Source organism: Leuconostoc citreum, from assembly GCF_004354555.1.
Lineage (GTDB): Bacteria > Bacillota > Bacilli > Lactobacillales > Lactobacillaceae > Leuconostoc > Leuconostoc citreum.
In genome coordinates this window covers 87597-103211 of record NZ_PUFH01000008.1, presented here as the reverse complement: position 1 = coordinate 103211, position 15615 = coordinate 87597, and the positions used below count along the sequence as shown (strand labels likewise).

13 protein-coding genes and 6 tRNA genes are annotated in these 15615 nt (G+C 40.1%); all 19 read left to right on the top strand.

Annotation, left to right across the window (positions count from 1 at the left end; genetic code table 11):
• The first annotated feature begins 126 nt into the window (after nucleotides 1-126).
• Nucleotides 127-215 (top strand) — tRNA-Ser (locus C5L21_RS09020).
• A gap of 4 nt (nucleotides 216-219) precedes the next feature.
• A tRNA-Val gene (locus C5L21_RS09015) sits at nucleotides 220-292 on the top strand.
• A gap of 2 nt (nucleotides 293-294) precedes the next feature.
• Nucleotides 295-368, top strand: a tRNA-Asp gene (locus C5L21_RS09010).
• 90 nt (nucleotides 369-458) lie between these two features.
• Nucleotides 459-532: transfer RNA gene (locus C5L21_RS09005), tRNA-Trp, on the top strand.
• A gap of 2 nt (nucleotides 533-534) precedes the next feature.
• Nucleotides 535-607, top strand: a tRNA-His gene (locus tag C5L21_RS09000).
• A gap of 25 nt (nucleotides 608-632) precedes the next feature.
• Nucleotides 633-716, top strand: a tRNA-Leu gene (locus tag C5L21_RS08995).
• A 209-nt stretch (nucleotides 717-925) separates the two neighbouring features.
• Nucleotides 926-1333 carry a holo-ACP synthase gene (gene acpS / locus C5L21_RS08990; RefSeq protein WP_004901356.1) on the top strand — a complete coding sequence of 136 codons (408 nt, stop codon included), beginning with the start codon at nucleotides 926-928 and terminating at the stop codon, nucleotides 1331-1333.
• 2 nt (nucleotides 1334-1335) lie between these two features.
• The gene (gene alr / locus C5L21_RS08985; protein WP_040176552.1) at nucleotides 1336-2466 is read left to right on the top strand and encodes an alanine racemase; all 1131 of its coding nucleotides are present in this window, start codon (nucleotides 1336-1338) and stop codon (nucleotides 2464-2466) included.
• Nucleotides 2467-2507: 41 nt separating this feature from the next.
• Nucleotides 2508-2873, top strand: coding sequence for a type II toxin-antitoxin system PemK/MazF family toxin (locus C5L21_RS08980; protein WP_004901352.1), 366 nt, complete (start codon nucleotides 2508-2510; stop codon nucleotides 2871-2873).
• A 28-nt stretch (nucleotides 2874-2901) separates the two neighbouring features.
• Nucleotides 2902-3912 (top strand): acyltransferase family protein, encoded by a 1011-nt coding sequence (locus tag C5L21_RS08975; protein ID WP_085699770.1) that lies wholly within the window; start codon nucleotides 2902-2904, stop codon nucleotides 3910-3912.
• A gap of 299 nt (nucleotides 3913-4211) precedes the next feature.
• Complete coding sequence (locus C5L21_RS08970; RefSeq protein ID WP_133286270.1) at nucleotides 4212-6896, top strand: valine--tRNA ligase; 2685 nt, start codon at nucleotides 4212-4214, stop codon at nucleotides 6894-6896.
• Nucleotides 6897-6988: 92 nt separating this feature from the next.
• Nucleotides 6989-7666, top strand: coding sequence for a hypothetical protein (locus C5L21_RS08965; RefSeq protein WP_085699774.1), 678 nt, complete (start codon nucleotides 6989-6991; stop codon nucleotides 7664-7666).
• A gap of 99 nt (nucleotides 7667-7765) precedes the next feature.
• A complete protein-coding gene (locus tag C5L21_RS08960) occupies nucleotides 7766-8740 on the top strand; it encodes a beta-ketoacyl-ACP synthase III (RefSeq protein WP_085699776.1) in 975 nt (324 codons plus the stop codon).
• A 306-nt stretch (nucleotides 8741-9046) separates the two neighbouring features.
• Entirely contained in the window at nucleotides 9047-10207 is a 1161-nt protein-coding gene (locus C5L21_RS08955) for a LysM peptidoglycan-binding domain-containing protein (protein WP_004907537.1), read from the top strand.
• Between the two features lie 16 nt (nucleotides 10208-10223).
• The gene (locus C5L21_RS08950; RefSeq protein ID WP_004901335.1) at nucleotides 10224-10574 is read left to right on the top strand and encodes an NlpC/P60 family protein; all 351 of its coding nucleotides are present in this window, start codon (nucleotides 10224-10226) and stop codon (nucleotides 10572-10574) included.
• Between the two features lie 210 nt (nucleotides 10575-10784).
• Entirely contained in the window at nucleotides 10785-11828 is a 1044-nt protein-coding gene (locus C5L21_RS08945; RefSeq protein WP_085699778.1) for a LysM peptidoglycan-binding domain-containing protein, read from the top strand.
• 73 nt (nucleotides 11829-11901) lie between these two features.
• Entirely contained in the window at nucleotides 11902-13155 is a 1254-nt protein-coding gene (locus C5L21_RS08940) for an aminoacyltransferase (protein ID WP_040189820.1), read from the top strand.
• 85 nt (nucleotides 13156-13240) lie between these two features.
• Nucleotides 13241-14422, top strand: a complete 1182-nt coding sequence (locus tag C5L21_RS08935) for an LCP family glycopolymer transferase (protein WP_040189822.1) — start codon at nucleotides 13241-13243, stop codon at nucleotides 14420-14422.
• A 121-nt stretch (nucleotides 14423-14543) separates the two neighbouring features.
• Nucleotides 14544-15539, top strand: a complete 996-nt coding sequence (locus tag C5L21_RS08930) for a phosphatase PAP2 family protein (protein WP_004901329.1) — start codon at nucleotides 14544-14546, stop codon at nucleotides 15537-15539.
• Nucleotides 15540-15615: the final 76 nt, after the last annotated feature.

Sequence of the window (15615 nt, the reverse complement as noted above, 5' to 3'; positions counted from 1 at the left end):
GCTCTATCACGCCGAAAGTAGTTGCCGGATCGCTGGCTGCGAGGATAGGAAGATGCGGTGCCGTACATAGGGAGTGCTCTGAGAAGAGTGCTTTTGCTTTAATTAGAAGAGAGAACGGAAGATATCGGAGAGGTGTCCGAGTCTGGCCGAAGGAGCATGGTTGGAAACCATGTAAACAAGGAATTGTTTCGAGGGTTCGAATCCCTTCCTCTCCATTATGGACGCTTAGCTCAGCTGGGAGAGCACCTGCCTTACAAGCAGGGGGTCACAGGTTCGATCCCTGTAGCGTCCATTGGTCGCATGGTCTAGCTGGTTAGGACGCCTGCCTGTCACGCAGGAGATCGCGGGTTCGAGCCCCGCTGTGACCGCTAATTACTGACAAACATGAACAAGCCAGTGTTATGTGAGGCGCAATTCCTCACCATGTTATATCAGCTTATAGCTGAGTTTAAAAATGTAGGGATATAGTTAAACGGTAGAATAGCGGTCTCCAAAACCGTTGATGGGGGTTCGATTCCCTCTATCCCTGCCATGGCGGTAGTGGTGAAGTGGTTAACACACTGGTTTGTGGATCCAGCATGCGAGGGTTCGATCCCCTTCTACCGCCCTATAAGCCTTATGGCTTTATATTTGCCGTTGTGGCGGAATTGGCAGACGCGCTGGACTCAAAATCCAGTGGTGGCAACACCGTGTGGGTTCGACTCCCACCGACGGCATGACTAAAAGGGTAACATCAACTTGATGTTACCCTTTTACATTGACTGGAGATTTTTATCGCAAAGCATCTCTTCAGATTCAGTTATGAATTTGTAATATATTATCATGGATAAAGAGCGTATATTTATATTTGAAGCTGTTAGCCTAATCATGGGATGTCCGGACGATAGTAGTTGGTGAATTGGAGACGTTTTGATACAATAGAATCATGATAATCGGAATTGGAAATGATACAGAAGCCATTAGTCGTGTAGGACAAATTGTGGCACGTCAGACAAAATTTATGGACAGCATTTTAACGCCAGCAGAACGTGAGCAAGCATTAGAGCGCAAAGGAAAACATTTTCATGAATTTGTGGCGGGCCGTTTTTCTGCGAAAGAAGCTTTTTCAAAAGCGACTGGCTACGGCATTGGTGAAAAAGTCCATTGGCATGATATTGAAATTTTAAATGAACCTAATGGCCGACCGATTATGCAGGTCAAAAATTTTCGTTATAAAACATATGTTGCGATTACACATAGTGGTGATTTCGTGAATACTGTTGTTATTATTGAGCGATTAACAATTCTAGAACGTCTGAGTTTGAAGTTTTTTCCAAAACGTGGAGTTTTATAGTTATGACAGAACAAAAAGATACTTTATTGACACGGCCATCTTGGATAGAAATTGATTTAGGGGCCATTCAAGAAAACGCTCAGAGTATTATGGCACATGCTGGGGCGAAACGTTTAATTGCTGTGGTGAAAGCAGACGGTTATGGGCATGGGGCTACACCAGTGGCTAATGCTCTCTATGAGATAGGTGTGCGAGATTTTGCTGTTGCAACTATTGGTGAGGGGATTAAACTGCGCCAAGAATTAGCATATCAAAATTATCGTATTGTATTGTTAGGGGTTCAAGATATTGCCCATGTAGACGTTATGGTCAAATATCGGCTTTCCCCTGCAATTGAGTCAATTGATTGGTTGTCAGTCGCATTACAAGCAATACCAGAAGGTGCTACCTTAGATGTTGAATTGGCTGTTGATACAGGTATGGGGCGTATGGGTGCTCATTCCAAAGAGGCTGTTGATTCAGTATATCGTTATATCAAGAATAATGACAAACTAGAGCTTGGCGGTGTTTTTACACATTTTGCCACAGCGGATGATAGTAATATTGGTTACTATAAACAGCAAGCACAACGATTTAACGATTGGGTAACTGCTGCCGGTATTCCACGTCAATATTGGCATTTGGCGAATTCAGGTTCTGCGTTGTGGCATACCCAGGAAATTGATACACGTACTATCCGCGTTGGTTCGGTACTTTATGGTTACAATCCGGGCGCGCCATTGTTGACTTTGCCAATTCCGCTCAAACACGTTTTTGCTTTAAAATCACGTATTGGGGCAGTACATCAATTAATAACAGGTGAATCGGTTAGTTATGGGGCAACCTATACGGCACAAAAACCACAGTGGGTTGCAACTTTACCTATTGGCTATGCAGATGGTTACTTACGACGTATGGCTGGGATGCGCGTGTTAATTAATGGGAAAGTAACATATGTCATTGGCCGCATTACCATGGATCAAATTGTGATTGCCTTAGATCAAGCCTATCCTATTGGTACAGAGGTGACATTAATAGGTCGTGATGGCGATAATGAGATTACTGTTGAAGAATTTGCTGATTATGCAAATACGATTCCTCATGAAATTTTGACATCTTTTGGTCCGAGATTACCTAGAATATATAAAAAATAGTTTAAGCGCTGTGGCGCGTACATAATTAAGTGAGACATTTTATGAAAGAAGAATATCAAGTTGTGACACGTGGCGATGTTTTCTATGCCGATTTGAAACAAGGCATTGGTTCAGAACAATCAGGTGTAAGGCCAGTTCTGATTATTCAAAACGATGTTGGTAATGCAAACTCACCAACAACAATTGTTGCTGCTATTACCTCTCAAATTTCTAAACCAAAGCTACCAACGCATGTATTGTTGCCAGCTCATATGGGCGGCATTAAGCGCGATTCAGTGATTCTAACAGAGCAAGTTAGAACTATTGACAAGCGCCGGTTGCGTGACAAAATAGCGCATATTAGCGCTAATTCACAAGAGATGCAGCAGGTTGCTCAGGCACTTCGTATCAGTGTTGGTTTGAAATAATTCAAATGATTATCGTGGAGAATAAATTGTGAAACGCATTGCGTGGTTAGATTTAGCAAAAGGGATCACTATTTTTTTTGTCGTACTTGTTCATGTCCTTGAAGGCATCTATAAGACAGGACAGTATCGCCAGTTCAATTTTTTTGCAGAAGCAACAATGGGTATATTGTTTACATTTGTAATGCCAGTTTTCTTTGCATTATCAGGGTTTGTATACAAACCAGTGAGTGGGTGTAAAGAACTCTTAGCTGGTTTAAAGAAAAAAATAATAAGTTTAGGCGTACCCTATATCATTTTTTCAGTGATTTACGTCATGTTACAGCATCTGGGTACAGATGTACACCATCTCAATTCATGGCAAGATTTGGCCCACATTGGTGTTTTACCGATTGGTTATCTGTGGTATTTATATGTGCTTTTTTTTGTTTTTGTTTTGGTTGGTCTGTTGTCTATATTAAATATATCACCTATTTTACAATTAACCATTTATCTGTTATTACTTGTTCTAAGTCTCAGTCAAATCATTCATTTACCATATATACTACAAGGCGTATGTATGTGGACAAGTAGTTTTTACATTGGATATCTGTTAAAAAAGAAACCATTGATGTTACATGATCGATTGCTATTTATTATGAGCGTGGCTTTATTTGCTTTGGGCTGCATTGTTCAAGCAAATTTTGGTGGTTCAACTTGGTTTGTTACTGATATGATGACGCCAACTGACGTTTTGGCGAAGTTGAGTAGCATACCGTTATTTTTATATCTGTTTTCACATATTAAATTGGGTTCTGTTGGCAATCATTTCACCGATTGTGGCCGGTATTCTTTGATTATTTATTTAGTCCATGCGCCTGCTGCTTCTGTCATCAGGATAGCACTACAGAAGTTAGGTCTGGAATCTTATGTTTTATTGGTTTTTCTGACACTAATCAGTGCTTGGTGTATTAGTTTACTGGTGGTACGTCTAGTACAAAATATACCTTGGCTATCTTTGGTTTTTAATCCATATCAATACCCCCATAGGAAGCAAAAATAATGTATATTTCATGAGTTCACGCTATATGAACTCATGTTAACTTGACGGACACTAGAAATTCTAGTAAGATTAGGATTATCTTAGAGGATTAAGCAAATACATGTGTAGAGAGCTGATGGTGCTGTAAATCAGTCATGTTAATGCCCAAGGTTGCTAAGTGTTTAAAATTTGATAATTGTTAGAGTGGTTGGCGCTGTAAATAGCGACAGCAAATAAGGTGGTACCACGGTGAAAATCGTCCTAATTGTGTTTTAGGACGATTTTTTAATTGGTGCACTAAATGAGGAGAAATTAAGTTAATGCGTGATATTGATATGTCAACAAAATATGAACCAACGTCAGTTGAATCAGGGCGTTATGATACTTGGCAAGCAAAAAAATTATTTGCCCCTGAATCGAACCAGGCCATTCAAGGAAACGAGCCAGCTCCTTATGCCATTGTGATTCCACCACCAAACGTAACGGGAAAGCTACATCTGGGTCATGCTTGGGATACAACATTACAGGACATGATTATTCGACAGAAAAAAATGCAAGGAATGGATGTTTTGTGGTTACCAGGCATGGATCATGCAGGTATTGCAACACAGGCTAAAGTTGAACAACGTTTGCGTGCTGAAGGAGTATCACGCTACGATTTGGGCCGCGAAAAGTTTGTCGAACAAGTTTGGGATTGGAAAAATGAATATGCTGCAACGATTAAACAACAATGGGGTAAAATGGGTTTGTCGTTAGACTTTGACCGTGAGCGTTTTACGTTAGATGAGGGTCTGAATAAAGCAGTTAATAAGGTTTTTATTGATTTATACAACAAAGGCTTAATTTATCGTGGTGAATATATTATTAACTGGGATCCACAGGCACGAACAGCATTATCTGATATTGAGGTTATCTATCAAGATGATGAAGGCGCCTTCTATCACGTAAAGTATCCATTTACAGATGGGACAACGTTTGATGGGCAAGATTATATTGAAATTGCGACAACACGACCAGAAACGATGTTTGGTGACGTTGCTGTCGCGGTACATCCTAGTGATGAACGTTATAAAGATCTCATTGGTAAGACTGTGATGGTCCCATTGGTTGGACGTGAAATTCCTATTATCGCCGATGAATATGTTGAAAAAGATTTTGGTACTGGGATGGTCAAGATTACGCCAGCACACGATCCAAATGATTTCCAAGTAGGTAACCGTCATAACTTAGAACGTATTAACACCATGACGGACGATGGACATCTTAATGCCTTGGCTGGTAAGTATAATGGGATGGAACGCTTTGAAGCCCGTAAAGCTATTGTGGCTGATTTAGAAGCTGGCGATTATATGTTAAAAGTCGACCCAATTGTACATTCAGTTGGGCATTCTGAAAGAACTGGTGTTCCAGTAGAATCAAGACTATCAACGCAATGGTTTGTTAAAATGGCCCCACTGGCTGAACAAGCGTTAGCCATGCAACAAAAGCCAGATGAAAAAGTTGAATTTGTACCCGCACGATTTGAAGACACATTTACACGTTGGATGGAAAATATTCGCGACTGGGTAATTTCTCGTCAGTTATGGTGGGGTCATCAGATTCCAGCTTGGTATAAAAATAAAGGGACGGATCAAGAGGAAATCTTTGTGGGGACACAAGCCCCTGACGGTGATGGCTGGGAACGTGACCCTGATGTTTTAGATACGTGGTTTAGTTCAGCATTGTGGCCATTTTCAACCATGGGCTGGCCGGAAAACACAACCGGTGATTTCGCAAAATATTACCCAACTAACACATTAGTGACAGGGTATGATATTATTTTCTTCTGGGTTGCACGTATGATGTTTCAGGGGAAAGAATTTACGGGACAAAGACCATTTAAAAATGTGCTCATTCATGGTTTGATTCGTGATGGCGAGGGACGTAAAATGTCTAAATCATTGGGTAATGGCGTTGACCCAATGGATGTCATTGAAAAATATGGTGCCGATGCCTTGCGTTGGTTCTTAGCTACGGGATCGACACCTGGACAAGATGTCCGCTTTACTTATGACAAAATGGATGCAGCGTGGAATTTCATTAACAAAATTTGGAATGCGTCGCGGTATGTCATTATGAACCTAGATGATCATACACCTTCAACATTACCAGATTTAACGCAATTAACATTGGCTGATAAGTGGATTTTGTCGCGCTTAAATACAACAATCGACAATGTGACGCGAAACTTTGATAAATTTGAGTTTGGTGAAGCAGGTCGTGAATTATATAATTTCATTTGGTCAGAATTTGCTGATTGGTATATCGAAATGACCAAAGAAACGTTAAACGGTGATGGCGATAAAACGCCAGTGCAACAAACATTGGCCTATGTTTTGGATCAAACATTGCGTTTATTACAGCCTATTATGCCGTTTGTGACGGAAGCTATTTGGCAAGAGATGCCAGACCAAGCCGGTAAAGATGTTGACTTTTCAATTACACGTTATCCTGTCGTCAATGCAGCACTTCACGATGAACAAGCTGAATCATCGTTTAAATCACTGCAGGATTTGATTGTCGCGGTTCGCAATATTCGTTCAGAAGCGAATGCCCCAATGTCAACAGAAATTGATTTACTGATTAAAACGACAGATGATAATTTAATTCAAATATTTAATGAAAATACAGATTATATTAATCGTTTTGTCCATCCAAAGTCACTAAGTATTGCTGCCGACATTGAAGTACCAGATTTGGCTATGTCGCAGGTGATTACAGGAGCAGAAATTTATGTTCCTTTGGCAGAATTAATTGATATCACAGTTGAAATCGAGCGGTTATCAGGAGAAGTCAAAAAGTTTACTGGTGAAGTTAAGCGTGCATCAGGTAAGTTGAATAACGAAAAATTCGTCAATTCAGCACCCGAGGCGGTTGTAACTGCTGAAAAACAAAAGTTAGCAGATTGGCAAGAAAAGTTGCGGGCGACGCAAGAACGTTTAGCAGCACTTGAAGCAGTGCAATGAGGTATAAGGAATCAGTTCGAATCACGAGCTGATTCTTTTCCTGTTTATAGCTTTTTATCGAGACGAGCAATAAAACGATAGAGGGAAAAAACATGTCATCATTTTATAAATTAAACACAAATCACCCAAGTAATTATGTCTTATCAAATGTAGCAGATATGGCTGTTGAAACGGTATGGGGGATACAATCCGTTGCACATAAGCAACACAAAGGTTTAATAGCGCAAGTTTCTGATAATATTAGCAAAGGATTTTTAGAAGATAGAGGATTTGAGACACTATATCATACTTATTTCTCTAAATTAAATGTCCGTGATTACAAAGGAAATCCAGTTATTTCTATTTTAGACTTGGAAGGTGATTTAAAGCATGAAGTGCTATTATTATTGCGTGATCATTATGAACGTATCAATCGCGTTAATCCTGCCTCTGCTAATATTGATTATCGCCAGTTAACTTATAACCAAGCGTCTTTTGATTTTGAGCATAGTATTGTGAGGTTATCACGACAACATGTTGTTGCTGCAATTCTTATTTTTCAAGCACAAGAAGATTATCGTCTGGGATGGACTTTTGGTGATGATGTCCCAACTATAATCGATTTGTGGCATGACTTATTAGGTATTTTACCGGTAGGTAGTGTTTTATATGCTGATTTTAGAGATACTGATTATTTGGGCATGAGCGTTTATCATGCTTTCAATTGGCATCGATTCGATCAACCCCAAACAACTTTATTGTGGCGTGATAATGCGAACAACTTGCGTTAAGCATAAAATCAGATACAATAATATAAGTATAAATAATTTTAATCAGTGCACAAAATGAGCACCTATCGCAACACTGATAGACATTAAAGGGGAAAAAACATGCCCGGAAGTAAAATATTAGCCAGCGCTCATTATGTACCAAGTGATATTGTCACAAATGATGATTTAGCCAAAATAATGGATACCAGCGATGCGTGGATTCAATCTCATACCGGGATTAAAACGCGACACATGTCGTTGAAGGGGGAAAATACGAGTGACTTGGCAACTAAAGCAGCACAGCTAGCTTTGGACAAAGCCGATTTGGCCGCTGAAGATATTGATTTAATTATTGTGACAACATTTACGCCTGATGGCTTAGCACCATCAACTGCTGCATTGGTACAGCGTAATTTAAACGCCAATAAAGCATGGGCGTACGATATTATGACGGCTTGCTCAGGATTCATCTTTGGATTGAGTACGGCTGACAAATTTCTACGTTCTGGTGTTTACCAACATGCATTAGTCATTTCGGCTGAAGTGAATTCAAAAATGATGGATTTTACTGACCGGACGAGCACAGTTTTTTTTGGAGATGGTGCCGGTGCGGTTGTATTAACAGCTGATATGCAAGGGAATGGCTTCTTAGCTGGTGAAGATATGCATACAATTGGAAATGCTGATGTTGTGCACTCAGGCCGTATTCCACCGTTGCAGGAATTGTCAGCTGAAAATTACCCAAAGACTGATGCTTTCGTCCAGATGGGTCGAGATGTGTTTAATGAGGTGACAACTCTTATTCCACAACACATAAGGGATTTTCTGGCATCAAAATCTCTGAAGCCAAGTGATATCGACTATTTCATTCCACACCAAGCTAATCTGCGTTTAATTGAATACATTGCAAAAGACTTAGATGAACCGTTATCAAAATTTTCAACAAACATTATTAGAAAGGGCAATACATCATCAGCAGGCATTGCTATTGGTTTTGATGAATTGAATCAGTCAGTCAATTTAACTGGGAAACGTGTCTTATTGACTGGTTTTGGCGCTGGATTTACTTACGGTAGTATTTTGATGCAATTCTAAAGAAAGTGTTAAGAGCTTTAATAAATCAATAGTGTAAAAAAAGAAATGGCGAACGGGTCTGGTGAGACGGTTTGTCATTTTTTTTAACGCATTGAAAAGGGTCAAGGCAGTTTAAAACCCTTGATATAACAGCGTTTTTTGTCCATGTCACATATTTGTAATAATGTTATATAATTGATAAATTAGCAAAATGTTGACGTTATACAAGACAGCTATACTAGATAATGTTCTTAAGATTTATATAACAACTGAACAAAAAGTTAAACAATATTAAGAGAAACTAAACTATTCGGAGCCTATAACATAATGAGTAATAATATCAAGAAAACATTATTAGCAACTGCTGCTGGTGTTGCAGCATTTGTTGGCGGTCATGCCGCTGCGTCAGCTGATACAGTATCAGTTAAATCAGGCGATACATTAACAGGTATTGCTTCAGAAAACAATACGACTGTTGATGATTTGGCTAAGGCCAACAACATCAATGACAAGAATCTTATCATTGCTGGACAACAACTAACTGTGGCTGCACCAGCTGCCAAGTCTGTTTCAGCTGATGGGGCAACATACACGGTTCAAGCAGGGGATAGTTTATCAAAGATTGCTGAACAGACAGGTGTTAATATCGCAACTTTAGCATCATTAAATAATTTAGCAAGTAACAATGTGGTGGTTGTTGGTCAACAATTGTCATTAAAGGCTGCACCGGTGGCAACAGCACCTACTGTAACAGCTAGTGAACAAGCACAACAGGCAGCACCAGCAGCACCTAAGTTATCGTATATTGCGGCAGCTGATACTAACAAAGATGGCTTTATGTCATTAGAAGAATACAATACATATAAGGCGAATGGTGGCGACACTACTGTGACTGCGTCAACACCAGCAGCACAGCCCGCACAAGCTTCAGTACCTGAAAATGTGCAATATATTGCGGCAGCTGATACCAACAAAGATGGTTTCATGAGCGCAGCAGAATATGCAGCCTATGAAGCAAACGGTGGTTCAGCAGCACAACAACAAGCACCAGCAGCACCAAGCACGGCGACAGCTCAAGTGACCCAAGTCGCAACAACACAAACAGTTGCAACAACGCAGCAGGCAGCGCCAGCTGCATCATCTGATGTTGAAACATTAGTTAACGCAATGAATGCCCGACGTGCAGCATTAGGCTTAGCTCCTGTTCGTTTGGATGCTGGATTATCAGCGCGTGCCCAGGGTCGTGCCCAAGACGCGGCAGCCAATGGTGGTATTCCTACAAACCATTTCTCAACAAATGGTGAAGTGGTTGCTGATGGCTTCTCTACAGGATCTGTTATTGATGCTTGGTATAATGAAACAAATATGATGACGCCAAATGGCCAGCCAGGACATCGTATGTGGGTAGCTAACTCACGTGCTTCTGCTGTTGGTTTTGGTATTGTTGGCGGTGTGATTGTCGGCGAATCTGATGCCGGACAATTCTAATTATTGATAAAGATCTATGACAAGTAATTGGCTAGATGTTGCATTAACGCAGTTGGGGAAGACGTATCCTTCCTCAGGTGCGTTTGTTGCGTTTGTCATGAATGAGTCGAGTATTCGTGCTGATGGTCAGACTGGTGAATGGTCCACAGCATTACTTGATTTAGTTTATGATGTTTATGAATTAAATTCGGTTGAGAATACTCGGCCTGGTGATTTATTGTTTTGGGGTATTCCAGAGCAACCTTATAGTGTCGCGATTTATGTTGGCGGTGGTCATTTTGTGTCGGTAGATGAAAATAGTAAGCGAGTTAAAATGCAGACATTGAATCAAAATTGGTATCCGTCATTTACAGGAACAGTTCTTTAATGACATGAATTTGTTGGTGTTTTGACACTGTTTTGTCACAAAGATAACCAAAAAGACTTTTTAGTTACCTGATTGTGTTTTTGATAACGAAGTGCAAAAAATATAAAACATCCATGTTATGCTAGTTTGGTACACTTATAAATGTCGAGAAGACCTCAAACAACATTAAGCATTGCTTAACTGAATGAACTTTAAGGAGTTATCCCTGTTATGAAATCATCTACTATTATTAAATCTGCTGTCGCCGCCGGTGCGTTTGCCGCAGCTGGCGTTGCAACTGCATCTGCTAACTCAGTTACTGTTAAGTCTGGTGACACACTTAATCAAATTGCCCGTGCCAATGGCACAACAGTTGATGCTTTGGTTAAAGCCAACGGCATTAACAACCCCAATTTGATTTTTGTGGGTCAACAACTTCAAACAGAAGGTACAGCTTCTGCTGCGCAAGCTAAACCAGCGCAAGCACCTGCTACAACAACTAACGGTGCTTATACTGTTAAAGCTGGTGATACATTGTATCGTATCGCGGCTGCAAATGGTACTTCTGTGGCAACACTTGTAGCAGCTAACAATATTCAAAATCTTAACTTTATCAGTGTTGGTCAAGTGTTGAACTTGTCTGGTGATGCAGCACCAGTAGCAGCAGCACCTGCTGCTAAGCAAGTGGCTGCACAACCGGCCGTTACACCTGCACAACCCGCAACACCTGCTGCTAAGCAAGTGACACAACCTGAAGTAGCGCCAGCAACTGTTGCGCCAACTCAGACGGTAGCACCTGCACAACAAACAACTACTGTTACAACACAAGCAGCAGAAACAACTACGGCAACGACACAAGTAACACCCGTAGCTCAGACAACTACGCCTGCAGTGCAACCAGCACAAACTGCAACACCAGCAACACCAAATTCTGCTATCCAAACATTATTGAACACTTTGAATGCAAAGCGTTCAGCATTGGGATTGGGCCCAGTTAGCTTAGATGCTGGTTTGTCAGCTCGTGCAGCGGCTCGTGCAGCTAATGCAGTTGCAAATGGCGGTTTGCCAGTAAATCATTTCCGCACGAATGGTGAAGTAGTCGCTATTGGTTGGGGCTATGGAGATGTTGTTAATGCTTGGTACAATGAAACAAACATGGTAACAAATGGCACACCTGGTCACCGCATGTGGGTTGCCAATCCTAGAGCAACTTCAGTTGGTTTTGGTATTGTTGGTGATACAATTGTTGCTGAATCAGACGCCGGTCAATATTAATTATAAAATTTCATTAAAACGTCCGCAGGGCGTTTTTTTATTTTATATAATAGATGTTAGAGGATAATTTTTTATGCCGTATCGTTTTGTTGAATTACTACCAAAAGAATTTGAAAAATTTGAGCAACAGCATGCTTTGGGTACTTATACACAATCAATTGCACAGTATCATGTTTTATCGGCACGTGGGCGGCACCCTTATTTAATTGGTGTTAAACATGATGAGCGGGTGGTTGCTGCCGCACTCGTTTTAACCGAAACAACTCGCTTCGGTTCTGTTTTTTTATTTGATCGCGGGCCATTAATTGATTTTAATGATCGGGCACTTTGTCATTTCTTTGTGACTAAATCGCGACAATTTGCTAAGCAACGAGGCGCACTATACATAGAATGGACACCTAATGTCACTTATTTAGTCACAAACAACAAAGGCGATATGCAACAAAGTGTTAATGACTCATTCATGACAACTATGAGTGGTCTTGGTTTTCAGCATGAGCCCTTTACTTTTGGCATGTCAACGACTGGGTCACCAAGTTGGGAATATGTTAAAAATATAAGTGATTTATCCGATGAAAAGTCCATTTTGAAGTCCTATAGTAAAAATGTACAATATTATTTAAAAAAGAATAAACAATTTGGCATTCAATTACGTGAATTATCACGAACTGATTTGCCAAGTTTTAAAGCGTTGACTGCAAGTACAGCAGAGCGATTACACTATCATGATAAAGATTTAGCTTTTTATGAATCGATTTATGATATTTACGGTGATGATGCTATTTTTGTATTTGCTGAATTGAATTTTGAGACTTATATTGCTTCTGAGAGAGACAAAGTCTCTGCATTAGAACAGAAATTAGCTAAAATTAATGAAAAAATAAGCAAATATCCGAACCAAGACAAATTCAAACGACAGTATCATGAATTTGAAGATCAAAAACAGCACCACAGCCAACGCATACAAAAGGCAACGAAGCAATTCTCTGATGCTGGGCAAGCAACGGTTGTCGTTGCTGGTGCGCTGTTTATCAAACAGCCACAGGAGATGACATATTTGTATTCTGGTACATATGAGGCCTACAAAGATTATTATGGTCCTTATCAGATTCAAGATATGATGATTCGCCGCGCGGTTGCACTTGGTATTCCAAGGTATAACTTCTATGGTATTTCTGGCCGTTTTGATGGCTCAGATGGTGTGTTAGGCTTTAAAACAGCTTTTGAAGGCCATGCGAGACAGTTAGTCGGACGTTTTATTTTACCAGTTAGACCCTTGAAGTATAAAGCTTATCGTGCTTTAAAGAAGATAACGGGGCGTGCATAAGCACTAATTGCTTTTATCATTAGCACCCAGTGGCCGACAATATTTCGTTTAATGGTATAATAATTGTTATCGAGCGAGGATAACCATGGATAACCAAAATTTGAGTCGTACAGAACGACGTGAACAACAAGTAGAACAAAATCATCATGGTGGTGATGGCAGGCCACCTAAAAAGCCAAGGCGTCGTCGCAGAATTTGGCGCTGGCTGTTGGCGCTGGTTTTGTTGTTAGCTGTTATAGGCGGAGTAGTTTTTGCGACCGTTCTTAATAATGTGCATCAATCAATTAATAAAATGCAACGCAGTGCCGATATCACTAAAGCCAGGCAAGTGTCTCAAGTTATTAAAGATGGCAAGCCATTTTCTATGCTCGTTTTAGGAACGGATACTGGGGCCTTGAAACGTGATCGCACTGGTCTCACAGATTCAATGATGCTGATTACTGTCAACCCAAAAACAAAAACCACAACAATGATGTCCATTCCACGTGATATCATGATGTCGATTTCTGGTGCTGAAAATACATTCCCCCAGAAGTTGAATGCAGCTTTTCCCATTGCTGGCGTAGGAGCTTCAATGTTGACATTGCAAAACTATTTAAATGTGCCAATTGATTTTTATGTTTTGGTAAACATGGGTGGTTTGGAAAAACTAATTGATCAAGTTGGTGGTGTAAAAGTGGCCTCACCCTTGACGTTTACCTACACACCAGAAGCAGATACAACCCCGGCAACTTATAAGTTTTTTAAAGACCAAGAAAAGTTTGAATATGCTAAAGATGGCAAAAACTTCAAAACTTATACAACGATGAATGGTGACGCCGCTCTGTCATTTTCTCGTATGCGCTATGATGACCCACAAGGTGATTATGGTCGACAACTCAGACAGCGTTTAGTCTTAAAAGCGCTATTGAAAAAGTCAGCAAGTATATCGACATTAATGAATGCTAAATTTATGGCATCAATCTCAACGAATGTTGAAACAGATATGACCTATGCTGATATTATGAACCTCGCTAAAAAATATATGCCCGCAACTAAGAATCAAGTATCTGATCACATGCAAGGCGTTGGAGATATGTATGGCGGGGTGAGTTATCAAATGGTACCAGAATCAGAAAAGCAGCGCGTTACCAATAAGCTCAGGCAATCGTTAGATTTGTCAGCTAAAAAGACTGGTACGCAATTTGGCAGTAATGTACCACAAGCCTCGCTAGGAGTTGCTGAAAATAATTTAAGTGTGATTAATGAAATATTAGATCCACAATGAAAATAATGTAAAAAGTCGACTGAAAGCAGTCGACTTTTTACATTATCTAGATATAATCCTGACGTAATAGCTATACTTCCGGTTTAAAATGAAAGTATAGAAAAGGAAATGGAGTAAAAAGATGCAATTAGCAGGGGATAATAGCGTTCGACCATCATATTTAAACTCAGGTAATGGTTTAAATCACAGTAGTTTTCGAACCACAAGTGGGGAGAAAAAAGTTGTTTTAACTTTACTTGGACTAGGCATATTGTCATTATTGATAGCCACCTTTTTCGATAAGAATGTGACACAAGCAGTCATGAATCAAAATTCTATTTTTGGTAATATTTTTCAGAATTACGCCGACCAAGGTGCACAAGTTGTGACATTTGTCTGTGCTGAAGTGATTGCTTGGTACATTTGGCGTCGAGTTGCCGATGACGTGATTCGTTTTATTATGACAGGTGGGATGTTAATATTTGCTTTCAATCAGGCGCTGTCATTGCTACAAGATGCTTTAAGTTATACCTTTTCAATGCTGAATAATATCGCTAAAGGTGTGCCTATGGGGATTGCTAACAACACAGCGGCTGTTAAAAATTATCCTGAAGCTTTGCGTTGGTCGTTAGCGTTGGTTATCACGATTTTGCTCTCAGCGCTATTTGCTCGGTGGTTAAGTCAAAAAACGGATGAAGATATGGCGTACTTAATTGTTGTTGCAATTGTTGGTATTGCAACAGTATTTATTGCCCAGACAATGATTGGTGAAATGAAAACAATTTGGGGACGTTTTCGACCATATGAAATGACAACAGTTTCGGGACAAGCATTTAGTGAATTTACGCCTTGGTACCATATTAATGGTATTAATGGTCATAATTCATTTCCTTCAGGACACACCATGTCAGGCTGGTTATTCTTATACTTAGCATTGTTTGTACCACGTCAAAATGTTTCTCTTCAAAAAAAGATGACAATTTTTGGCCTCGCAATGGGTATCTTGACTGCCATGAGTCGTGTACGCATTGGTGCACATTGGTTGGGCGATGTAACGGTTTCGGCAATTTTGGTTGGATTATTAGTTTTTGCAGCTAGTCGATTAATCGGTGCACACTTTGTCGAATCTCAGTCCTAATAGCCGTGCATTAATGCTTTACTGAGAAAAAGCGATGCAGCAGGGAAATGAACCTTGGTATTAATAAATTAAAATA

Coding starts and splice junctions, on each gene's coding strand:
- acpS (WP_004901356.1), top strand. CDS start 926: ATGATAATCGGAATTGGAAATGATACAGAAGCCATTAGTCGTGTAGGA.
- alr (WP_040176552.1), top strand. CDS start 1,336: ATGACAGAACAAAAAGATACTTTATTGACACGGCCATCTTGGATAGAA.
- C5L21_RS08980 (WP_004901352.1), top strand. CDS start 2,508: ATGAAAGAAGAATATCAAGTTGTGACACGTGGCGATGTTTTCTATGCC.
- C5L21_RS08970 (WP_133286270.1), top strand. CDS start 4,212: ATGCGTGATATTGATATGTCAACAAAATATGAACCAACGTCAGTTGAA.
- C5L21_RS08965 (WP_085699774.1), top strand. CDS start 6,989: ATGTCATCATTTTATAAATTAAACACAAATCACCCAAGTAATTATGTC.
- C5L21_RS08960 (WP_085699776.1), top strand. CDS start 7,766: ATGCCCGGAAGTAAAATATTAGCCAGCGCTCATTATGTACCAAGTGAT.
- C5L21_RS08955 (WP_004907537.1), top strand. CDS start 9,047: ATGAGTAATAATATCAAGAAAACATTATTAGCAACTGCTGCTGGTGTT.
- C5L21_RS08950 (WP_004901335.1), top strand. CDS start 10,224: ATGACAAGTAATTGGCTAGATGTTGCATTAACGCAGTTGGGGAAGACG.
- C5L21_RS08945 (WP_085699778.1), top strand. CDS start 10,785: ATGAAATCATCTACTATTATTAAATCTGCTGTCGCCGCCGGTGCGTTT.
- C5L21_RS08940 (WP_040189820.1), top strand. CDS start 11,902: ATGCCGTATCGTTTTGTTGAATTACTACCAAAAGAATTTGAAAAATTT.
- C5L21_RS08935 (WP_040189822.1), top strand. CDS start 13,241: ATGGATAACCAAAATTTGAGTCGTACAGAACGACGTGAACAACAAGTA.
- C5L21_RS08930 (WP_004901329.1), top strand. CDS start 14,544: ATGCAATTAGCAGGGGATAATAGCGTTCGACCATCATATTTAAACTCA.